This window comes from Actinophytocola sp., assembly GCF_045807065.1.
Taxonomy (GTDB): Bacteria; Actinomycetota; Actinomycetes; order Mycobacteriales; family Pseudonocardiaceae; genus Actinophytocola.
This window is the reverse complement of the sequence record NZ_JBJMIE010000052.1, coordinates 1-18,435: the sequence shown is the minus strand read 5'-3', so window position 1 is coordinate 18,435 and position 18,435 is coordinate 1. Positions and strand designations below refer to the sequence as shown.

The window sequence follows — 18,435 nt, the reverse complement described above, 5'->3', positions numbered from 1 at the left end:
CTGCCGGGGCCGGCGGGCGAGGATGGATGCCGGGCGGGCGGGGATGGATGGGGCCGGGTCGGGGCCAGGCTGGGGATGGGGGCCGGGCCGGGGGCGAGGGATGGGACGGGCCGGGGCCGGTCGGGGCGGGGCGGGGCCGGATGGTGTGGGAACGGGCCGGGGCCGAGGTGGGCCCTGCCGGGGCCGGCGGGCGAGGATGGATGCCGGGCGGGCGGGGATGGATGGGGCCGGGTCGGGGCCAGGGTGGGCTGGGGATGAGGGCCGGGCCGGGGGCGGGGTGTAGTGAGGGGTGGCAGATGGGTTGGCAAAGGGTTGCCAAATAGGTCAGGTCGTCCTGATCGCTTGGTGATTTGTTCGTTGGCTAGACGGTGAAGGCGTTGCCTGTGGCGATCTTCGGGCGGCCCAGTGTCGGGTGGTCGCGAACCTCTGCCGTTCGGTAGACGTCCGCGGTCTGTTCGGCTATGCCCTGCCAGTTGAACTCCGCGGCCAGCCTTGCCTTTGCCGCGCGGGCTCGGCGGGCCGCGCCAGTCGGGTCGGTCAGCACGGCCTGGATGGCTTCCGCGATTCCCTCCACGTCGCCTGGGGTCACTGACAGGCCCGTGACGCCATCCACCACCAGTTCTGCCAGGCCGCCTGCCGTTGAGGCCACCAGCGGGGCACCCGCCGCCGCTGCTTCCAGGGCCACGATGCCGAACGGTTCGTACCTCGACGGCAGGACCACCACGTCCGCCGCTGCCAGCAGGGCCACCAGTGTGCGGTCGGGCAGGTGACCCACGAAGTCGACCGAGCGGCGGACCCGTAGCTTTCGGGACTGTGCCACCAGTGCCGACGCCTGCCGGCCCTGGCCTGCCACCACCAGGCGGGTGCCCGGGAATGCCCGGCGCACGCGGGGGAGTGCCGCCAGCAGGTCGTGGACGCCCTTCTCCCACTCCAGGCGGCCGAAGTAGACCACCACCGGGGTGCCGTCGGGGGAGTGGCGTTCGCGGGCGGCGCGGACCGTTGCCGGTGACGGGCGCCAGCTTCGGGGGGAGATGCCGTTGTGGATCACGGCGATGTCGGTGATCTCGAACAGGTGGGAGACCTCCGCGCGCATGGACGCCGAGCAGGTGATCAGGGCGTCGGCGCGGTTGGCCAGCCACCACTCGACCGAGTGAATCTGTTGGTTCATCGGCTGGGACAGCCAGCCGCTGTGGCGGCCTGCCTCCGTCGCGTGGATCGTCGCCACCAGGGGCACGGCCAGGAAGTCGGCCAGTGCGATGGCCGGGTGGGTCACCAGCCAGTCGTGGGCGTGGACCACGTCCGGCCGCCACGACGCCAGGCGCAGGCCGGCGCGGACCATGCTGTGGCCCATCGCCAGGGTCCAGGCCACCAGGTCCTTCTCGAACGTCAGGTGGGTGGGGTCCTCGGCCACCCGGATGACCCGGACGCCCTCGTGCTCGACCTCCACCGTCGGGTGGGTCACGGCGTCCGTCCCGGCGTCGTGGCGGCACAGCACCACCACCTCATGACCCAGCTCGACCAGGTGGGTCGCCAGCGCGTGCACGTGCCGGCCCAGGCCGCCGACCACCACCGGTGGGTACTCCCACGACAGCATCAACACCCGCATCAGCTCAGCAACCCCCGTGCGTCGAGTCGGCCGAACAACCCGTCCTCGGCGCGCAGCGCCTCGGCTCGGGGGAAGCGGGACGGGTGGCCGGCGCGGATCAGGGCCGCCAGCTCGGCGAACCGGTCGCCGTGGACCTTCGCGCGGCGGCGGGCGTAGTCGGCGGCGGAGTCCTTCGTGACCATGAACGCCCAGTCGCTCGACAGCGTCAGCAGCGCCTCGCGCACCAGCTGGTCGCGTACCGGGTCCCGCCACGGTACCGGGGCGACGGCCAGCAGCTCGTCCTGCAGGGCCGCGCCCGCCGTGACCAGGTCCGACACCTGCTCGCCGTCCCACACGCGCCAGTCCTTGCCCGACCCCCACGACGACGCCGGCAGCTCCACGGCCGGGCCCACGTGTCCCGCCGCCAGTGCGCCACGCAGGGTCGTCACCCGCACGCCCGCGCTCGGCAGCGTCCGCAGCACCGCCGACAGCCACGCCGGGCCCTCGTGCCACCAGTGGCCGAACAGCTCCGTGTCGTACGCCGCCACCACCAGGCCCGGGCGGCCGTGCTGTGCGCGCAGCGACCGCAGCCTGGCGACGACCGTGGACACGAAGTCGTCCGCGTGCTTGGCCACCGCGGTGGCGGCCAGTGCCGGGTCGTACGGGCGCTTCTCGTGCGGCGGCACGTGCTTCCCGGTCACCCGCGAGGGTTTCAGGCCGCTCGGGTGGTCGAACGTGTGGAAGTCGCGGTACGCCGGGTCGCCCGGGTAGCCGGCCTTCGGCGACCACACCCGGTAGGTGACCTCGAGGTCGCGGCCGAAGCACACGACGTCCGACGAGCCGACCGGGCGGCCCGCGTGCGTGTCGCCGTGCAGTGCCGGGCCGTCCACGAGGAACCGCTCGACGCCGGCCGCCGCGTAGTCGTGCTCCATGCCCGGTGCGTAGCCGCACTCGGGCGCCCAGATGCCCGCCGGCGCGCGACCCAGCCGCAGTGCGGTGTCCGCCAGGCCGGCCCGCAGCGCGAACGACCGCACGGGCCGGCGCAGCAGCGGCTGGAAGGGGTGCGTCAGCGGGCCGCCCAGCAGCTCGATCACACCGGTGTCGACCAGCGAACGCAGGATCGGGGAGAAACCGTTGCGCCAACGGGACTCGAACGTCGCCAACGCGTTCGTCGCGGCGCGGAACTCGTGTGCCGCCAGGTCGGACAGCAGCGGCTCCCGCCAGTGGGTGGCCGCGAACTGGGCACGCAGCAGCCAGTTGCCGAGCCACTCGTGGCAGGCGCGCAACGCGTACGGGTCGTCGAGCTGGGCGGCCAGCACCGGGGTCACGCCGAGCGTCAGCACGTCCCGGTGGCCCTCGGCGGCGAGCTGTTCGAGCAGGTCGACCATCGGCAGGTACGAGTGCGCCCACGCCTGGTACAGCCACTCCTCGCCGACCGGCCAGGCGCCATGGTGGGGGAGCCAGGGCAGGTGGCTGTGCAGTACCAGGCAGAAGGACCCTTCCGTCTCGAGCCGATGACTCGCTCCGCAAGCTCCGCTCATGAAGTGACCGCCACGGCCACGATGTCCAGGCTGGACTCCAGGTCGTCGGTGGTGATGGCGAAGTCGGCGGCGGTGACCGAGGCGACGGCGTCGCGCAGCCCGGACGGCCACGGTTCACCCGACACGGCGACCGCCACCTGTGCGTCGATGAGCGAGCCGAACTCCTCGTCCAGTGCCCGCAGCCGCGTGCCGTGCCGCAGGCCCGCCAGGTACTCGACGTCGAACCCCGTTGCCCGCAACAGGTCCGCCAGCTCGGCCGGGGAGAGCTCCCTGGTGTGGAACGGGTTGAGCGGGGTGTCGCGACCGGGGGAGAAGGTGATCCGGTTCGGCGTGGTGATCAGCAGCCGGCTGCCCGGGCGCAGCACGCGCCGGCACTCGGCGAGGAAGCCGGCCTGGTCCCACAGGTGCTCGATCACCTGGAAGTTCACCACGACGTCCACAGTGGACGAACGGACGGGCAGTGCGACCAGGTTGGCCCGCGCCGGGAACACGCTGGGGTAGGCGCGTGCGACGTGCCGCAGCGTCAGCGCGTCGTAGTCGAGCCCGAGCACCCCGACCGCACCCCGGGCGAGCAGGTCGGCGCCGTAACCCTCGCCGCAGCCGGCCTCCAGCACGAACGCGTCCACGCAGTAGGGACGCAGCGCGAGGTAGGCCGCCTCATGGCGCCGGAACCAGTAGTTCTCCTCCACGATTCCGGGCACGGTGCGCTCTCCGGTCAGCGGAAGCTGCGACACTGCATCCATTCGCGGCAGGTTACTGCATAGTAGTTTGGTCGCTCCGCTGCTCCGCTTCCGTGGCGGTGGTAAGCACTCAGGTGGGTGAAACCGTGATCCCCACGGCGCCGGGACCCAGGTGGACGCCGATCGTGGAGCTGACCTCGGTGAACGTGATCTCGCGGACCCCGGGCAGCCGGGGCCTGAGCCGGTCGGCGAGCTTCGTCGCCCGGTCCCGCGCGCCGAAGTGCTCGATCGCGATGTCGACCGACCTGCCGTCGGCCTTCCCCACGGCCCGCTCGATCAGCTTGCGCATGGCCCGCTCGGTGCCCAGCACCTTGTCCAGCGGGGTCACCTGACCGTTCCGCATGGTCAGCAGGGGCTTCAGTGACAGTGCGCTACCGATCAGCGCGGCCGCGGCGCCGATGCGACCGCCCCTGCGCAGGTACTCGAGCGTGTCGACGTAGATCAGCTCGGCACTGCCCTCGAGCCGGCGGGTGAGCGCGTCCATCACGCGCCGCGCCCCGCCACCGGCACCGGCGACCCGCGCGGCGGCGAGCACCGCGAAGCCCAGGCTCATGCCCGTGGTGCCGGAGTCGACGACGTGCACCGGCACGGGGCTGCGGGCGGCCGCCTTCCTGGCGATCTCGTACGTCTCGGACTGCCTGCTCGAGATGTGGACGGACACCACCTCGTCCGCGCCACGCGCGGCCTGCTGCTCGTACGCCCAGGCGAAGCCTTCCGGATCGGGCGGGGACGTGGCCACGTCCATCTCCCCCTCGAGTGCCCTGACCAGCACTTCCTTCGGGACGTTGTGCTCAGCGCGGGTGTAGCCGCCGATCCGGATGTTGGTCGGCACGACCGTGATGCCCCACTGGGCGGCCAACGCCGCCGGGATGCTCGAGGTGGAGTCGGTCACCAGTCCCACGCGGCCCTGCATGCAAAGAGAGTAACCAATGACTCCAAGTGGCCGCTCAAGCCCGGCCGGCCGGGCGGGACGGCGGCACTGTGGGCACTGTCACGGCCGCTCGCACGCTGCTCGGCTTGCCCCTGAGTTACTGGTGGGTAACATCGGCCTCAACGGACAGATGCGGGCGTACAGACGTATTCTCCGCGCTAGCGGCTCGTAACCCGGGAGGTCGGAGCAGACCCATGCCTAACATCGTCGTGCTGGTGAAACAAGTGCCGGACACCTACTCGGAGCGCAAGCTCTCCGAGTCCGACCACACCCTGGACCGGGACTCGGCCGACGCGGTGCTCGACGAGATCAACGAGCGCGCCGTCGAGGAGGCGCTGGTGATCAAGGAGGCGCACGACGGCGAGGTCACCGTGCTGACCGTCGGCCCGGACCGCGCGACCGACGCGATCCGCAAGGCGCTGTCGATGGGTGCGGACAAGGCGGTGCACGTCGTCGACGACGCACTGCACGGTTCCGACCTGCTGCAGACCGCCCGCGTGCTGGCCGCCGCGATCCAGAAGGTGGGCGACGTCGACCTCGTCATCGCCGGCAACGAGGCGTCCGACGGTCAGGGCGGCGCGGTGCCGGCCGTGCTCGCCGAGATCCTCGGCTACCCCCAGCTCACGCACGCCCGCAAGGTCGAGATCGACGGTTCCACCGTGCGCGTGACCCGCGAGACGGACGAGGGCCTCACGCACCTCGAGGCGTCGCTGCCCGCCGTGATCAGCGTGAGCGAGAAGATCAACGAGCCGCGGTACCCGTCCTTCAAGGGGATCATGGCGGCCAAGAAGAAGCCGGTCGAGTCGCTGGCCGTCGGCGACCTCGGGGTGGACGGTGTCGGCCTCGCGGACGCGTGGTCGGAGGTCACCGACGCGGCGCCGAAGCCGCCGCGCGAGGCCGGCCAGCGCGTCGAGGACGAGGGTGACGGCGGCGTGAAGGCCGCCCAGTACCTGGTGTCGCAGAAGCTGATCTGATTCGAGGAGGAGTAGTCAATGGCTGAGGTTCTCGTCCTCGTCGATCACGCTGACGGCGAGGTGAAGAAGGTCACGTTCGAGCTGCTCACGGCCGCGCGTGCGCTCGGTGAGCCGTCGGCGGTGGTCGTCGGCGCGCCCGGCACCGCCGCGAAGCTGACCGAGCAGCTGGGCGCCTACGGTGCGGAGAAGGTGTACGTCGCGGAGTCGGACGACGCCGCCGGCTACCTGGTGACCCCGCACGTCGACGTGCTCGAGTCGCTCGTCAGCTCCGCGTCGCCGGCCGCCGTGCTGGTCGCGGCTTCCGCCGACGGCAAGGAGATCTCCGGTCGCCTCGCGTACCGCATCGGCGGCGGCCTGCTCTACGACGTGGTCGGGGTGGACGGGGACGGCACCGTCACCAAGTCCGTCTTCGGTGGCGCGTTCATCGTGAAGTCCAGGTCCACCAAGGGGGTGCCGGTCATCTCGGTGCGGCCCGGTGGGATCGAGGCCGAGCAGGCGCAGGGCGCGGCGGCCGAGACCCAGGTCGACGTCCCCGCCGTGGACGCCGCCAAGTCCGCGAAGATCACCGGTCGCGAGCCGGTGGCCGGCGGTGACCGGCCCGAGCTGACCGAGGCCTCGGTGGTCGTGTCCGGCGGGCGCGGCGTCGGGTCGGCGGAGAGCTTCGACGTGGTCGAGAAGCTGGCCGACTCGCTCGGCGCGGCCGTTGGCGCGTCCCGCGCGGCCGTCGACTCGGGGTACTACCCCGCGCAGTTCCAGGTGGGGCAGACCGGCAAGACCGTGTCGCCGCAGCTGTACATCGCCCTGGGCATCTCCGGTGCCATCCAGCACCGGGCCGGCATGCAGACCTCCAAGACGATCGTCGCGGTGAACAAGGACCCCGAGGCGCCGATCTTCGAGATCGCCGACTTCGGTGTCGTTGGTGACCTGTTCAAGGTCGCGCCGCAGCTCACCGAGGAGATCCAGAAGCGCAAGTAGGGCTTTCCGGTCAGGGCCGTCGCGGGTTTCGCCCGCGGCGGCCCTGACCTGTTCACTCCTCGTTCACCGCCTGGTCGCGTCGACGACGCCGATCCTGTGCCGCGAGGTGCATGTCTGGGGTGCGGTAGGGGGTCGGATAGGGGGCCGTGAACTCGTTGCGGCATCACAGAATTGGGTGATTGGCCGGAACGTTTCCGTAGCCAGCGGTGACTTCCCCGGCTGAGCGAACGACTGAGCCGAACGGAGAAGGACCTTGTATCCCGGAACCTATTCGCACAGTGATCCGAACCGTCCCGCCGTCATCCTCGCCAGGACCGGTGAGGTGGTCACGTATCGGGAGCTGGACCAGCGGTCCAACGCGTTCGCCCACCACCTGCGGGACGCCGGGCTGCGGCAGGGGGACGTGGTCGCCGTGCTGATGGACCGGAACACGCGCTTCCACGAGGTCGCCTGGGCGGCGCGGCGCAGCGGGCTCATCGCCACGACTGTCAACCGCTACCTCGAGTTCGACGACATCGTCCACGTCATCAACGACTCCGGGGCGAGGGTGCTGGTGATCGACGCCGGGCAGGCGCACGTGGCCCGGCGGCTCACACCCGACCTGGTGCCGGGCCTCACCCGCCGGCTCGTCGTCGGGGGGGAGGTGCCCGGGTTCACCTCCTACGAGCAGGCCGTCGCCGGGATGCCGACCGAACCGGTGCCCGACGAGGTCGAGGGCGACCTGCTGACCTACTCCTCCGGCACGACCGGGCGGCCCAAGGGCGTCCGGGAGCGGGTCGGTGGCGGCCCCATCAGCGCCGAGACCGATCCCTACCTGCCCAGGGGGCCGCTGGGCGGGCTGGGCGACGGCAGCGTGCTGCTCGCCCCCGGCCTGCACCACGGCGCCCCCATGTACCTCAGCATGGCCGCGCACCGGCTCGGCGGCACGGTCGTGGTGGTGGAGGAGTTCGACGCGGCCGAGACCCTGGAGGTGATCGAACGGTACGGGGTCACCCACGCGATGATGGCGCCGTACATGTTCGTGCGGCTGCTGAAACTGCCCGAGGCGAAGCGGGCGCGGCACAGCGTGGACAGCCTGCGGCTGGTGCTGGTGAGCTTCGCGCCCGGCGCGGTGGACGTGGAACGCGAGATGATCGACTGGTGGGGACCGGTCTTCGTGCGGATGTACGGGTCCTCGGAGAAGGCCGGCGGTGCGTTCATCACCACGCCCGAATGGCTGGCGCACCCCGGGTCGGTCGGGCGGCCGGTGGGTTGCACCGTGCACATCCTCGACGACGACGGGAACGAGCTGCCGGCCGGGCGGATCGGGCGGATCTGCTTCGCCGACTCCGCCGTCCGGCCCGAGTTCCACAACCTGCCGAAGGACCTGGGCAGGCGCGACGACCGGGGCTTCGTCGACGTGGGCGACGTCGGGTACGTGGACGAGGACGGCTACCTCTACCACGTCGACCGCAAGGCCAGCGAGATCAGGGTCGGCGGCGTCGCCGTCTACCCGCAGCAGGTCGAGGACGTGCTGGTGGCCCACCCGTCGGTGCTCGACGCGGCGGTTCTCGGGGTGCCGGAGCCGTCGGGACGCGTGCGGGTGCACGCGGTGGTGCAGCTGGTGGAGGGCGTGGCACCCGTCCCCGAGCGGGAGCTGGTCGCGTTCTGCCAGGAGCGGCTCACGGCCGAGCAGTGCCCGGCCGCGGTGAGCTTCGGGCGGGTGCCGCGGTCCGATCACGGGAAGGTGTACCGCCGTCACCTGCGGAGCCGGCTCGCCCACCGGGGCGCGGCCTGACCAGGGCTCTCAGCTCGTTCTCAGGAATGTTAACTCGGCAGCCACGCCCTGGTCATCGGAACAGCCACGTGCTGGTTGCCCCGTACCGCGTACACCTGAGGCATGACGCAGGCACAGCTTCTCGTCAGCACAGCCGGTGAGGGGGCGACGCCGCCCCGGTACTCGCTCCTGGTCGCCAGGGACGGCGAGGAAGTACTTGCCGCACAACGGCTCCGGTACCGGGTGTTCGCGCAGGAGATGGGGGCCACCCTCCACACCACGACGCCCGGTCTGGACATCGACGCCTTCGACGAGTACTGCGACCACCTCGTGGTGCGCGAGGACGTCAGCGGCGAGATCGTGGGCTGCTACCGGATGCTGCCGCCGGAGCGGGCACCCGAGGCCGGAATGCTGTACTCCGAGACCGAGTTCGACCTCCGCGGCCTCGCCCCGCTGAGGGGCGGCCTGGTCGAGACCGGACGCTCGTGCGTCCACCCCGACCACCGGACCGGCGCCGTGGTCAGCCTGGTGTGGGCCGGGATCGCCCGGTACATGCTCCTGTCCGGGCATTCCTGGCTCGCGGGCTGCGCCTCGGTGCCGCTGCACGACGGCGGGACGCTGGCGGCGGGTGTGTGGGACACGGTGCGGCGCAAGCACCTCGCGCCGGCGGAGTACCGGGTTCGGCCCCTGCGGCCGTGGGCCGCCGACGGGGTCGAGGTGCCACGCAGGACGGTGATTCCCGCGCTGCTCAAGGGTTATCTGCGGCTGGGCGCCTGGGTGTGCGGGGCGCCCGCCCTCGACGCGGACTTCGGCGTCGCGGACCTGTTCGTACTGCTGAGCCTCGACCGTGTCGACAGGCGGTACCTCAGCTACTTCCTCGGAGAGCACTCGTGAGCGCAGCTTGCGGAGCGAACCATCAAGCACAGGGCGCAGCTTGCGGAGCGAACCATCAGGCACGGGGCGCAGCTTGCGGAGCGAACCATCAGCCACAGGGCGGGCGTAAGCACGGCTGGTGGCCGCACTCGCCGTGCGGCCCCGGCTGTCTCGGCGGGCAGGAGCCGACGGTGGCGCGGACCGTGCGGGTGCTCCGCATCACGGGCGTGGTCCTCGTCGTCCTGTTCAGCCTGCTCGGCCTGATCTTCCTGCCGGTGCTCGGGAGGACGGGGCGGGACCGGCTCACCAGGACCATCTTCCGCGGTGTCCTGCTGGCGATCGGCGTGCGGCTCGTCGTCCTCGGCTCGATCCCGGGGCCGGGGCGCGGCGCACTTGTCGTCAACAACCACACGTCCTGGCTGGACATCGTGGCCGTCAACGCCGTGCGGCCGATGCGTGCCGTGGCCAAGAAGGACATCAGGTCCTGGCCCGTGCTCGGCTGGCTCGTGACGGGTGCCCGGTCCATCTACGTCGACCGCGAGCACCTCCGGTCCCTGCCGGGCACGGTCGCCGCGCTGGCCGACGCGCTCCGCGCCGGCTCGATGGTCAACGTGACGCCCGAGGGCACCACCTGGTGCGGCCTCACCCACGGCCGCTTCCGCCCCGCGCTCTTCCAGGCAGCGATCGACGGCGGTGTGCCCGTCCTGCCGGTCGCGCTGCGGTTCCGGCTCGGGGACGGCGCCAGGACCACGGCGCCCGCGTTCATCGGGGACGAGACCATCGTCGACTCCGTGCGGCGCACCGCGGCGCTGCGGGGGCTCGTGCTCGAGGTGCACGTGCTGCCGGAGATCGCGCCGGGGAAGGCGGCGGACCGGCGCGAACTGGCCGCGCTCGCCGAGCGGACCGTTGACGAGGTGCTGATGCCGGCCTCGCTTCCGGCCGAAAAGCACTGGACCTCCAGCACGGTGGAGGTTGCACCATAGCGAGGTGACCCTGGAGACGAGCGCCCCACAGCAGGAAAAGCAGGAGTCCGTCTGGACGGGCCGGTACCGCCCCACGACGATCGGCATGCTGACGCTCGTCACCATCGCGGCGTTCGAGCACCTCGGCGTCAGCACGGCCATGCCCAGGATGGTGGCCGAGCTCCACGGGGAGGCCCTCTACTCCTGGCCGTTCACGGCGTTCCTGGCCGCCAGCGTGATGGCCACCGTCCTCACCGGCAGGTTCTGCGACCGCTTCGGGCCCGGTCTCGCGCTGGTCGCCGGGCCGGGGCTGTTCCTCGTCGGGCTGCTCGCGTCCGGGGTCGCCGGTGGCATGCCCCTGCTGCTCGCCGGCCGCGTCCTGCAGGGCCTGGGGCTCGGCACGCAGACCGTCGCGATCTACGTGCTCGTCGCGCTCGTCTACCCGCACCGCGGCCGCCCCGCCGTGTTCGGGCTGCTCGCCGCGGCATGGGTCGTGCCGTCGCTCGTGGGGCCGACCGCCGCCGGGCTCATCACCGAGCACGTCGGCTGGCGCTGGGTGTTCCTCGGCATCGCGCCGTTCGCGTTGCTCGGCGTCCTGCTGCTCTCGCCGGTCATCAGGAACCTGCCCGCCATCGAGCGGGACGCGCCGGAGTCCACGCCGAGGCGCTGGCTCGGCGTCGCGGCCGTCGCCACCGCCTTCGGCATCGCCGCGATCACCTGGGCCGCCCAGCACCCGTCGCTGCCCATGCTCGTCCTCGGGATCGCCGGGATCGCCGCGCTCGTGCCCGCCATGCGGGTGCTCATGCCGCGCGGCACGTTCAGCGCGCGGCCCGGGCTGCCCGCGACCGTGCTCATCCGCGGCGTCTTCGCCGGCGCGTTCTTCGGCGTCGAGGCGTACGTGCCGCTCACGCTGACCGCCGTGCACGGGTTCTCACCCGCCATGTCCGGGGTCCCGCTGACCGTCGGCGCGATCGGCTGGGCGGGCGCGTCGCACTGGCAGGGCCGCAACCCCGACCTCGACCGGCCCAGGCTGATCAGGCTCGGGCTGCTCGCGCTGGCCGCGGCGCTCGCGCTGATGGCCCTGGTGGGCGCCGACTGGGGGCTCGCGTGGCTCGTTCTGCCGCTCTGGCTGGTCGCGGGCACCGCCATGGGGCTGGCCTACCCGTCGATCAGCGTCCTGTCCCTGGACTACGCGGCACCGCGCGACCGCGGGTTCGTGTCCTCGGCGCTGCAGGTCAACGACATGACGTTCGCGGCCATCTCGGTCGGGCTGGGCGGAGTGATGCTCGCCACGTTCGCCTCCACCGAGGCGCCGTCCGCCGCGATCGTGCCGCTGGACCTGCTGCTGGCCGGCCTCGCGTTGTTCGGGGCACTCGTCTTCAAACCGGCCGAACAAGGCTCATGACGGAATTCCCCGCGAGCGGTCTACCCTTGTGGGGCGATGACTTCCTACCTCGACCACGCGGCGACGACGCCCATGCTGCCGCAGGCGGCGGCGGCGATGACCGCCCTCCTCACCGACGCGCGCACCGGCCGCGGCAACGCGTCGTCGCTGCACACCTCGGGCCGGGGGGCCCGCCGCATGGTGGAGGAGGCCCGCGAGGACATCGCCTCCGCGTTGGGCGCGAGACCCTCGGAGGTGATCTTCACCGCCGGGGGGACCGAGAGCGACAACCTCGCGGTCAAGGGCATCTACTGGGCCCGGCGCGCCGCCGACCCGGCCCGCAGGCGCCTGCTCGTGTCGTCCGTCGAACACCACGCGGTGCTGGACACGGCCGAGTGGCTGGTCGAGCACGAGGGCGCCGAGCTGACGCTGCTGGAGGTCGACGGGTTCGGCCGCGTGCACGACGACACGCTGCGGGCCGCGATCGCGGAGGACCCGGCGAGCGTCGCCATGGTCAGCGTCATGTGGGCCAACAACGAGGTCGGCACGGTCAACCCCATCAGCGAGCTGGCCAGGACGTGTGCCGAGCAGGGCATCCCGTTCCACACCGACGCGGTGCAGGCCGTCGGCGCCCTGGCCGTCGACTTCGCCGCGTCGAAGGCGTCCGCGCTCACCCTCACCGGGCACAAGCTCGGCGGCCCGTTCGGTGCCGGCGTGCTGCTGCTCGGGCGGGACGTCGCGTGCACGCCCGTGTCGCACGGCGGGGGACAGGAGCGCGAGGTCCGGTCCGGCACGCTGGACGTGCCCGCGATCGTGTCGCTGGCCGCCGCGGTCCGCGCGGCCGTCGACGCCCGTGAAACCGAGGCCGTGCGGGTCGCGGCCCTCCGCGACGAGCTGGTCGCCGCGGTGCAGCGGATCGTGCCGGACGCGGTGCTCAACGGCGATCCCGGTCAGTCCGATGTGGACGGTGGGCCGTCGCGCCTGCCAGGCAACGCCCACTTCACGTTCCCCGGTTGCGCCGGCGACAGCATGCTGATGCTGCTGGACGCGCGCGGCATCGAGTGCTCGACCGGCTCCGCGTGCACCGCCGGTGTCGCGCAGCCGAGCCACGTGCTGATGGCCATGGACGTCGAGCCGGACCAGGCCCGCAGCTCGCTGCGGTTCTCCCTCGGCCACACCTCGACCCGCGCGGACGTGCTGGCCGTGGCCGAGGTCATCGGCCCGGTCGTGGAACGCGCCCGCAACGCCGGCCTGGTGAACATGCGCCGGGCCGCCAAGGTGGACATCTCATGATCGTGCGCGGAGTGAACCACCAGACACCACCGCCGCTCGGTGACCGGGAGGGCCGCTCGTGCGGGTACTAGCCGCCATGTCCGGTGGCGTCGACTCCGCCGTGGCCGCGGCACGGGCGGTCGACGCCGGTCATGACGTCGTGGGTGTGCACCTCGCGCTGTCCGCGAAGCCCGGCACGCTGCGCACCGGCGCGCGTGGCTGCTGCACCGTGGAGGACAGCCGCGACGCCCGTCGCGTCGCGGACATCCTCGGCATCCCCTTCTACGTGTGGGACTTCGCCGAGCGGTTCACCGAGGACGTCGTCGAGGACTTCGTCGCCGAGTACGCCGCCGGCCGCACGCCCAACCCCTGCCTGAAGTGCAACGAGCGCATCAAGTTCGCCGCGTTGCTGGACAAGGCGATCGCGCTCGGCTTCGACGCGGTCGCCACCGGGCACTACGCCCGGCTGTCCCTTGTGGACGGCAGGCCGGAGCTGCGGCGCAGCGCCGACGACGGCAAGGACCAGTCCTACGTGCTGGCGTCGCTGCGGCCAGACCAGCTGCGGCACGCCATGTTCCCGCTGGGTGCCTCGGTCAAGTCGGACGTGCGGGCCGAGGCCGAACGGCGTGGCCTGGCGGTGGCGGACAAGCCCGACAGCCACGACATCTGCTTCATCCCCGACGGGGACACCCGGTCGTTCCTGACCAGGCGCCTCGGCGAGCGCCCCGGTGCGCTGGTCGACGACGAGACCGGCGCGGTGCTCGGCGCGCACTCGGGCGTGCACGGCTTCACGGTCGGGCAGCGCCACGGGCTCGGCCTGCGGGTGCCCGCCGCCGACGGCCGGCCGCGTTATGTGCTGTCGCTCGAACCGGTGAGCGGGAACGTGCGCGTCGGCAGCGCGGAAAAGCTCGCGGTCACCGAGATCACCGGGAACGCGCCGACCTTCCCGTCGGGCGAGGTCGTGGCCGACGGCGTCCGCTGTGTCGCGCAGGTCAGGGCGCACGGCGGCACGGCGCCGGCGCAAGCGTCCATTGTGGACGATCAGCTGGTGGTCCGGCTGGACGAGGAGTTACGCGGCGTAGCGCCAGGACAGGCCGTTGTGCTCTACCATCAGGACCAAAAGGGTGATGTGGTGCTGGCGAGCGCCACCATCGTGTCGGCTCGGTAACCAAAACGGGTTCCATTTGGTGTAAGCCCGTTACGCCAGCCGAGGGATCTTCGACTAATGAGGTGCGCGACACAGCCACCTCGTCAGGAGTTGATTCATGACCAGCGCGCCCCATGGCGGCAACGGCAGCATCCACCAGCCCCAACCGCCCCGGCAACTGATGCCCGACGCGATCACCCTGCCGGCCGAGATCCTCACCCGCCACCGCGCCCGCGTGCTCGACCCCACGACCGCCGTCAAGCCCCGGGACGGGAAGTGGCCGCTGTCGACCGTCTACCGCTCCGACGTCATGCTCGTGCCGGCGGGCGACGCCAGGGAGCTGCGGAAGAACGGGGAGAGGGCGGTCCCCGGCGAAGACATCAACGGCGTGCTCGGCCGCATCGGCCTGGAGCTGCGGCCGCCGCGTGACGACGGCTGGAACGGCGTCGTCGACCGCCTGCCGGCGGACGTGGGGGTGCCGGTGCCGCTGAGGTGGCGGGACGACCAGCCCGCCGACCGCGCGCCGGACCCGTGGGCCGGGTACGTCGTGCTGCGGGACGCGCTCGGCGAGCGCGTGGACAACTACGGCCTCGACCACCTGCTGATGCCGGCGTCGATCACCTTCGAGGGGACGCCGGTCACCCAGGGTCCCAGCATCGGCACCCCGGTCACGCAGGGGCCGAGCACCGCCGGCGGGATCGTCATGCACACGGGCGACCGCAACCCGGTCGCGGTGCTCATGCCGCGGCCCGTCCGGCCGAAGGCCGCGTCACTGCCCGGCGGCCGGCGACCGGTCGTGGCGGTGCTGGACACCGGCATCGGACCGCACCCGTGGTGGAACGGGCAGGACCCGGCCGACCCCATCTACGAGGTGGCCCAGGACTTCCAGGACCAGCTCGCCGCCGTCGAGATCGGCATCGGCCAGCTGAGCCCGACCCAGCCGAGCCCGCTGTCCAGCCCGTTCGAGACGCGGGACGAGATCGACCCGCTGCTCGGCCTGACCGACTCGCACTCCGGTCACGGCACGTTCGTGTCCGGCCTCGTGCACCAGCTCTGCCCCGCCGCGAAGATCCTCTCGCTGCGCGTGCTGCACAGCGACGGCTTCTCGACCGAGAGCGCCGTGGTGCTCGCGCTGAACTGGCTGCTGGATCAGGTGGCCAACCACGGCCGGCAGATCGACGTCGTCTCGATGTCACTCGGCTTCTACGCCGAGACCGCCACGGTGCCGGAGGCGCAGCAGGTGCGGGGGCTCATCGAGCAGCTCAGCGCGCGCGGCGTGCTCGTGGTGGCCGCGGCCGGCAACGACGCCACCACGCGGCCCTTCATGCCGGCCGCGTTCGCCCGGGGCACCGGCAGCGCGGCGAACGGCGTAGAGCTGCTCGGCGCGGTCGGCGCCCGCAACGCGGCCGGCGACACCACCGCCGCGTTCAGCAACTGGGGTGACTGGATCACGCTGTGGGCGCCGGGGGACGGCCTCGTCAGCACGGTGCCGCTGTGGCAGGGTGCCGCGGCCGGCGATCTCGCGCTCCTGGACGCGGCCGGTCTCGGGCCGGACGTGCGTACCGCACCCGACCCCGACGACCTGCGCACGGGCTTCGCCGTCTGGGCCGGCACCTCGTTCGCCACCCCGGTGATCGCCGGCATGCTCGCGGACGCCCTGACCACGACCCAGACCTGCACATCCGGTACCACCGCGGGGACCAAACGGGCCAAGGACGCGCTCAAATCGGTGAAGGCCGAGCTGATCGACCGCGGCTGGAAGAAGAAGCCACCCGTTTCGGCAAGGCAGGGCGAGGAAGAGATCCCCACGACGTAGTGTTGCGCAATGGCGAGCTTGCCTAGCGAGTCGGGGCTGGCTCGCCACGCCGAGGTGTTGGGCCAGGTCGTCGCCCTGCACCAGCTCGCCCGCGAGGCGGGGACGGCGTACCGGTTCGACCGCGCCATCACCCTGCTGCGTGACGCGCGGCGGCTGCTGGACGGCATCGGGCCGGACTCACCGCAGGCCGTCGAGCTGCGCATCCGCATCCTGGTCAGCTTCGGGTACGCGGAGGCGGAGTCCGGCTCGCCCACCGCCGGCCTGGCCCGCCTCGACGAGGCCGCCGTCCACCTCGACGCGGTGCCCGGTCCGCGCCGCGCCGAGCTGGACGGTCTGGTGCTGTGCTTCCGCGGGCTGCTGCTGCACCGGGCCGGCAGGACCGTCGAGGGCATCGAGCTGTTCGACGCGGCCATCGAGCGGCTCACCGAGGCCGACGAGGTCGCCGACCCCGACGTGCTGGCCGCCACGTACATGAACCGGGGGTACGCCTTCATCGAGCTGGCGCAGGTCGTGCTGGCCGGCGAGGACTTCAAGCGGTGCGTTGAGCTGTGCACCGCGTACGGCCTGGGCGTGGTGGCCGAGAAGGCGCGGCACAACCTGGGTTACGTCGAGTACATGATGGGAGAGCTGCCGGCGGCGCTGCGGGACTACGCCGAGGTCGAGCGGAGCTACCAGGTCAACACGCCGGGCCTGCTGCCCGCGCTGCGGCTGGACCAGGCGCGGGCCCTGCTGTCCGCCGGTCTCGCCGTCGACGCCGCGAAGCACCTCGACGACGTCCTCCCGCGGCTGCGTGCCCAGCGGGCCGGCCAGGTCCTCGCCGAGGCCGAGGTCACCATGGCGGCCGCCGCGCTGCTGGACGGCCGGGCCGCCGAGGCACGCCGCCTCGCGCGGTCCGCCGAGCGCCGGTTCACCCGGCACGGCAACACCCGGTGGGCGGCGGTCGCGGCGCTGGCCGCGTTGCGTGCCGAGACGGCCGCTGCCCTCGTCGCGCCGCGCGTCCCGCGGCAGCTGCCCGAGCGTGCGGTGAAGCTCGCCGAGACCCTGCGCGCGCTGCTGCTGGAGGACGAGACCGGGCTCGCGCTGATGCTGGCCGTGCGGATGGAGGTGCGGCGCGGCGACCCGGCCGCCGCCCGTCTGCTGTTGGACCAGCTGCCCCGCCAGCGCGCCACGACCCCGCTGGACCACCGGATGCTGCTGCGGCTGTGCCGGGCCGAGCTGGCCGTGGCCCGCGGCGACCGCAGGCGCGCGCTGGCCGAGGCGCGCGGGGGACTGGTCGAGCTGGGGCGGGCGCGGGACCGGATGGGCGGGCTGGAGCTGGTGTGCGGCACGGCCATCCACGGCCAGCAGCTCGGCGAGCTGGCCGTGCGGCTGGTGCTCGACGGCCCGCGCCGCGACGCGCGGCGGCTGTTCGGCTGGCTGGAGCGGACGCGGGCGCAGGTGTACCGGTACGAGCCGCTACCGGCCATCGACGATCCGGTGCTGGCGGAGCGGGTCACCTCGCTGCGGTCGCTGCGGCGGGCCGCCCAGCAGGCGCGGCTGGCTGGCCGGGTGCCGCGCCGCGAGGAGAAGAAGATCGTGGCGCTGGAGCGGGAGGTGCTGCGGCAGGGCTGGTACGCCTCGCCTTGGGGCCGGCCGCGACCGGTGGCGTCGCTGGCCGAGGTCTCGGCGGCGCTGGGCGAGCGGGCGTTGGTGACGTTCGCGGCGTCCGGCGACGAGCTGGTGGCGGTGGTCCTCGCGGGTGGCCGGACCCGGCTCGTGCGGCTGTCGTCGGCGACGGAGACGTTCGAGTGGGCGAAGCGGCTGCACGCCGACCTCGACACGTACGCCCCCAACGGCCTGCCACCGGCGATCTCCTCGGTGGTCGGCAGGTCGGCACGGCGCAGCGCGGACACCGTCGACGCGCGGCTCGCGGTGCCGCTGCTGCCCTACGTCGGCGACCGCGAGCTGGTGATCGTGCCCACCGGGCCGCTGTACGCCGTGCCGTGGGGGAGCCTGCCGTCACTGCGCGGGCGGCCGGTGGTGGTGGCCCCGTCGGCGACCGCGTGGCTGGCGGCGGTGTCCACACCGGACGCGCGCGGTCACGTGGTGCTGGCCCGCGGTCCCCGCCTGCGCGAGACCGTCGCGGAGGAGACCGCGCTCACCGAGCTGTACCCGGCCGCCGCCCGCCTGTCCCCGGCGACCGTCTCCGACGTGCTGTCCGCACTGGACGGCGCCGCCATGGCCCACCTCGCCGCACACGGCGAGCACGAGCCGACCAACGCCATGTTCTCCCGGCTGGAGCTGGCCGACGGTCCGCTGTTCGCCCACGAGCTGGCCCGGCTCGAACACCCGCCCCGGCACGTGGTGCTCGCGTCGTGCGAGCTGGCCATGAACCACATCCGCCCGGGCGACGAGGCACTCGGCTTCGCGGGTGGCCTGCTGGCGAGCGGCGTCCGCACGGTGGTGGCGGCGAACAGCAGGGTGGGCGACGCGTCGGCCG

14 protein-coding genes are annotated in these 18,435 nt (G+C 72.7%); 10 read left to right on the top strand and 4 right to left on the bottom strand.

What is annotated here, in order from left to right:
• Positions 1-361: 361 nt before the first annotated feature.
• The 4 genes from ACJ73U_RS03120 to ACJ73U_RS03105 form a co-directional block, all read right to left on the bottom strand.
• Positions 362-1,606: a glycosyltransferase family 4 protein gene (locus tag ACJ73U_RS03120; RefSeq protein WP_407775967.1), complete on the bottom strand. Its 1,245-nt coding sequence runs from the start codon at positions 1,604-1,606 to the stop codon at positions 362-364.
• Positions 1,606-3,126 carry a 1,4-alpha-glucan branching protein domain-containing protein gene (locus tag ACJ73U_RS03115; protein ID WP_407775966.1) on the bottom strand — a complete coding sequence of 507 codons (1,521 nt, stop codon included), beginning with the start codon at positions 3,124-3,126 and terminating at the stop codon, positions 1,606-1,608. Before ACJ73U_RS03115 ends, ACJ73U_RS03120 begins: the two co-directional genes overlap by 1 nt.
• Positions 3,123-3,869, bottom strand: a complete 747-nt coding sequence (locus ACJ73U_RS03110) for a methyltransferase domain-containing protein (protein ID WP_407775965.1) — start codon at positions 3,867-3,869, stop codon at positions 3,123-3,125. Before ACJ73U_RS03110 ends, ACJ73U_RS03115 begins: the two co-directional genes overlap by 4 nt.
• Positions 3,870-3,936: 67 nt before the next feature.
• Positions 3,937-4,779, bottom strand: a complete 843-nt coding sequence (locus tag ACJ73U_RS03105) for a DegV family protein (RefSeq protein ID WP_407775964.1) — start codon at positions 4,777-4,779, stop codon at positions 3,937-3,939.
• Positions 4,780-4,991: 212 nt separating this feature from the next.
• Between ACJ73U_RS03105 and ACJ73U_RS03100 the strand changes: the two genes are divergently transcribed.
• The 10 genes from ACJ73U_RS03100 to ACJ73U_RS03055 all read left to right on the top strand — a co-directional run.
• Positions 4,992-5,771, top strand: coding sequence for an electron transfer flavoprotein subunit beta/FixA family protein (locus tag ACJ73U_RS03100; protein ID WP_407775963.1), 780 nt, complete (start codon positions 4,992-4,994; stop codon positions 5,769-5,771).
• Positions 5,772-5,789: 18 nt separating this feature from the next.
• Complete coding sequence (locus tag ACJ73U_RS03095; protein ID WP_407775962.1) at positions 5,790-6,746, top strand: electron transfer flavoprotein subunit alpha/FixB family protein; 957 nt, start codon at positions 5,790-5,792, stop codon at positions 6,744-6,746.
• Between the two features lie 253 nt (positions 6,747-6,999).
• Entirely contained in the window at positions 7,000-8,523 is a 1,524-nt protein-coding gene (locus ACJ73U_RS03090; RefSeq protein ID WP_407775961.1) for an AMP-binding protein, read from the top strand.
• Between the two features lie 102 nt (positions 8,524-8,625).
• Positions 8,626-9,396 carry a GNAT family N-acetyltransferase gene (locus ACJ73U_RS03085; RefSeq protein ID WP_407775960.1) on the top strand — a complete coding sequence of 257 codons (771 nt, stop codon included), beginning with the start codon at positions 8,626-8,628 and terminating at the stop codon, positions 9,394-9,396.
• Positions 9,397-9,566: 170 nt separating this feature from the next.
• A complete protein-coding gene (locus tag ACJ73U_RS03080; RefSeq protein WP_407775959.1) occupies positions 9,567-10,358 on the top strand; it encodes a lysophospholipid acyltransferase family protein in 792 nt (263 codons plus the stop codon).
• Positions 10,359-10,362: 4 nt separating this feature from the next.
• Entirely contained in the window at positions 10,363-11,742 is a 1,380-nt protein-coding gene (locus ACJ73U_RS03075) for an MFS transporter (RefSeq protein ID WP_407775958.1), read from the top strand.
• A 36-nt stretch (positions 11,743-11,778) separates the two neighbouring features.
• A complete protein-coding gene (locus tag ACJ73U_RS03070) occupies positions 11,779-13,014 on the top strand; it encodes a cysteine desulfurase family protein (RefSeq protein ID WP_407775957.1) in 1,236 nt (411 codons plus the stop codon).
• A gap of 58 nt (positions 13,015-13,072) precedes the next feature.
• A complete protein-coding gene (mnmA, locus tag ACJ73U_RS03065; protein ID WP_407775956.1) occupies positions 13,073-14,161 on the top strand; it encodes a tRNA 2-thiouridine(34) synthase MnmA in 1,089 nt (362 codons plus the stop codon).
• A 97-nt stretch (positions 14,162-14,258) separates the two neighbouring features.
• A complete protein-coding gene (locus ACJ73U_RS03060; RefSeq protein WP_407775955.1) occupies positions 14,259-15,956 on the top strand; it encodes a S8 family peptidase in 1,698 nt (565 codons plus the stop codon).
• A gap of 9 nt (positions 15,957-15,965) precedes the next feature.
• On the top strand, positions 15,966-18,435 hold a 2,470-nt coding region (locus ACJ73U_RS03055), incomplete at its 3' end, for a CHAT domain-containing protein (RefSeq protein ID WP_407775954.1).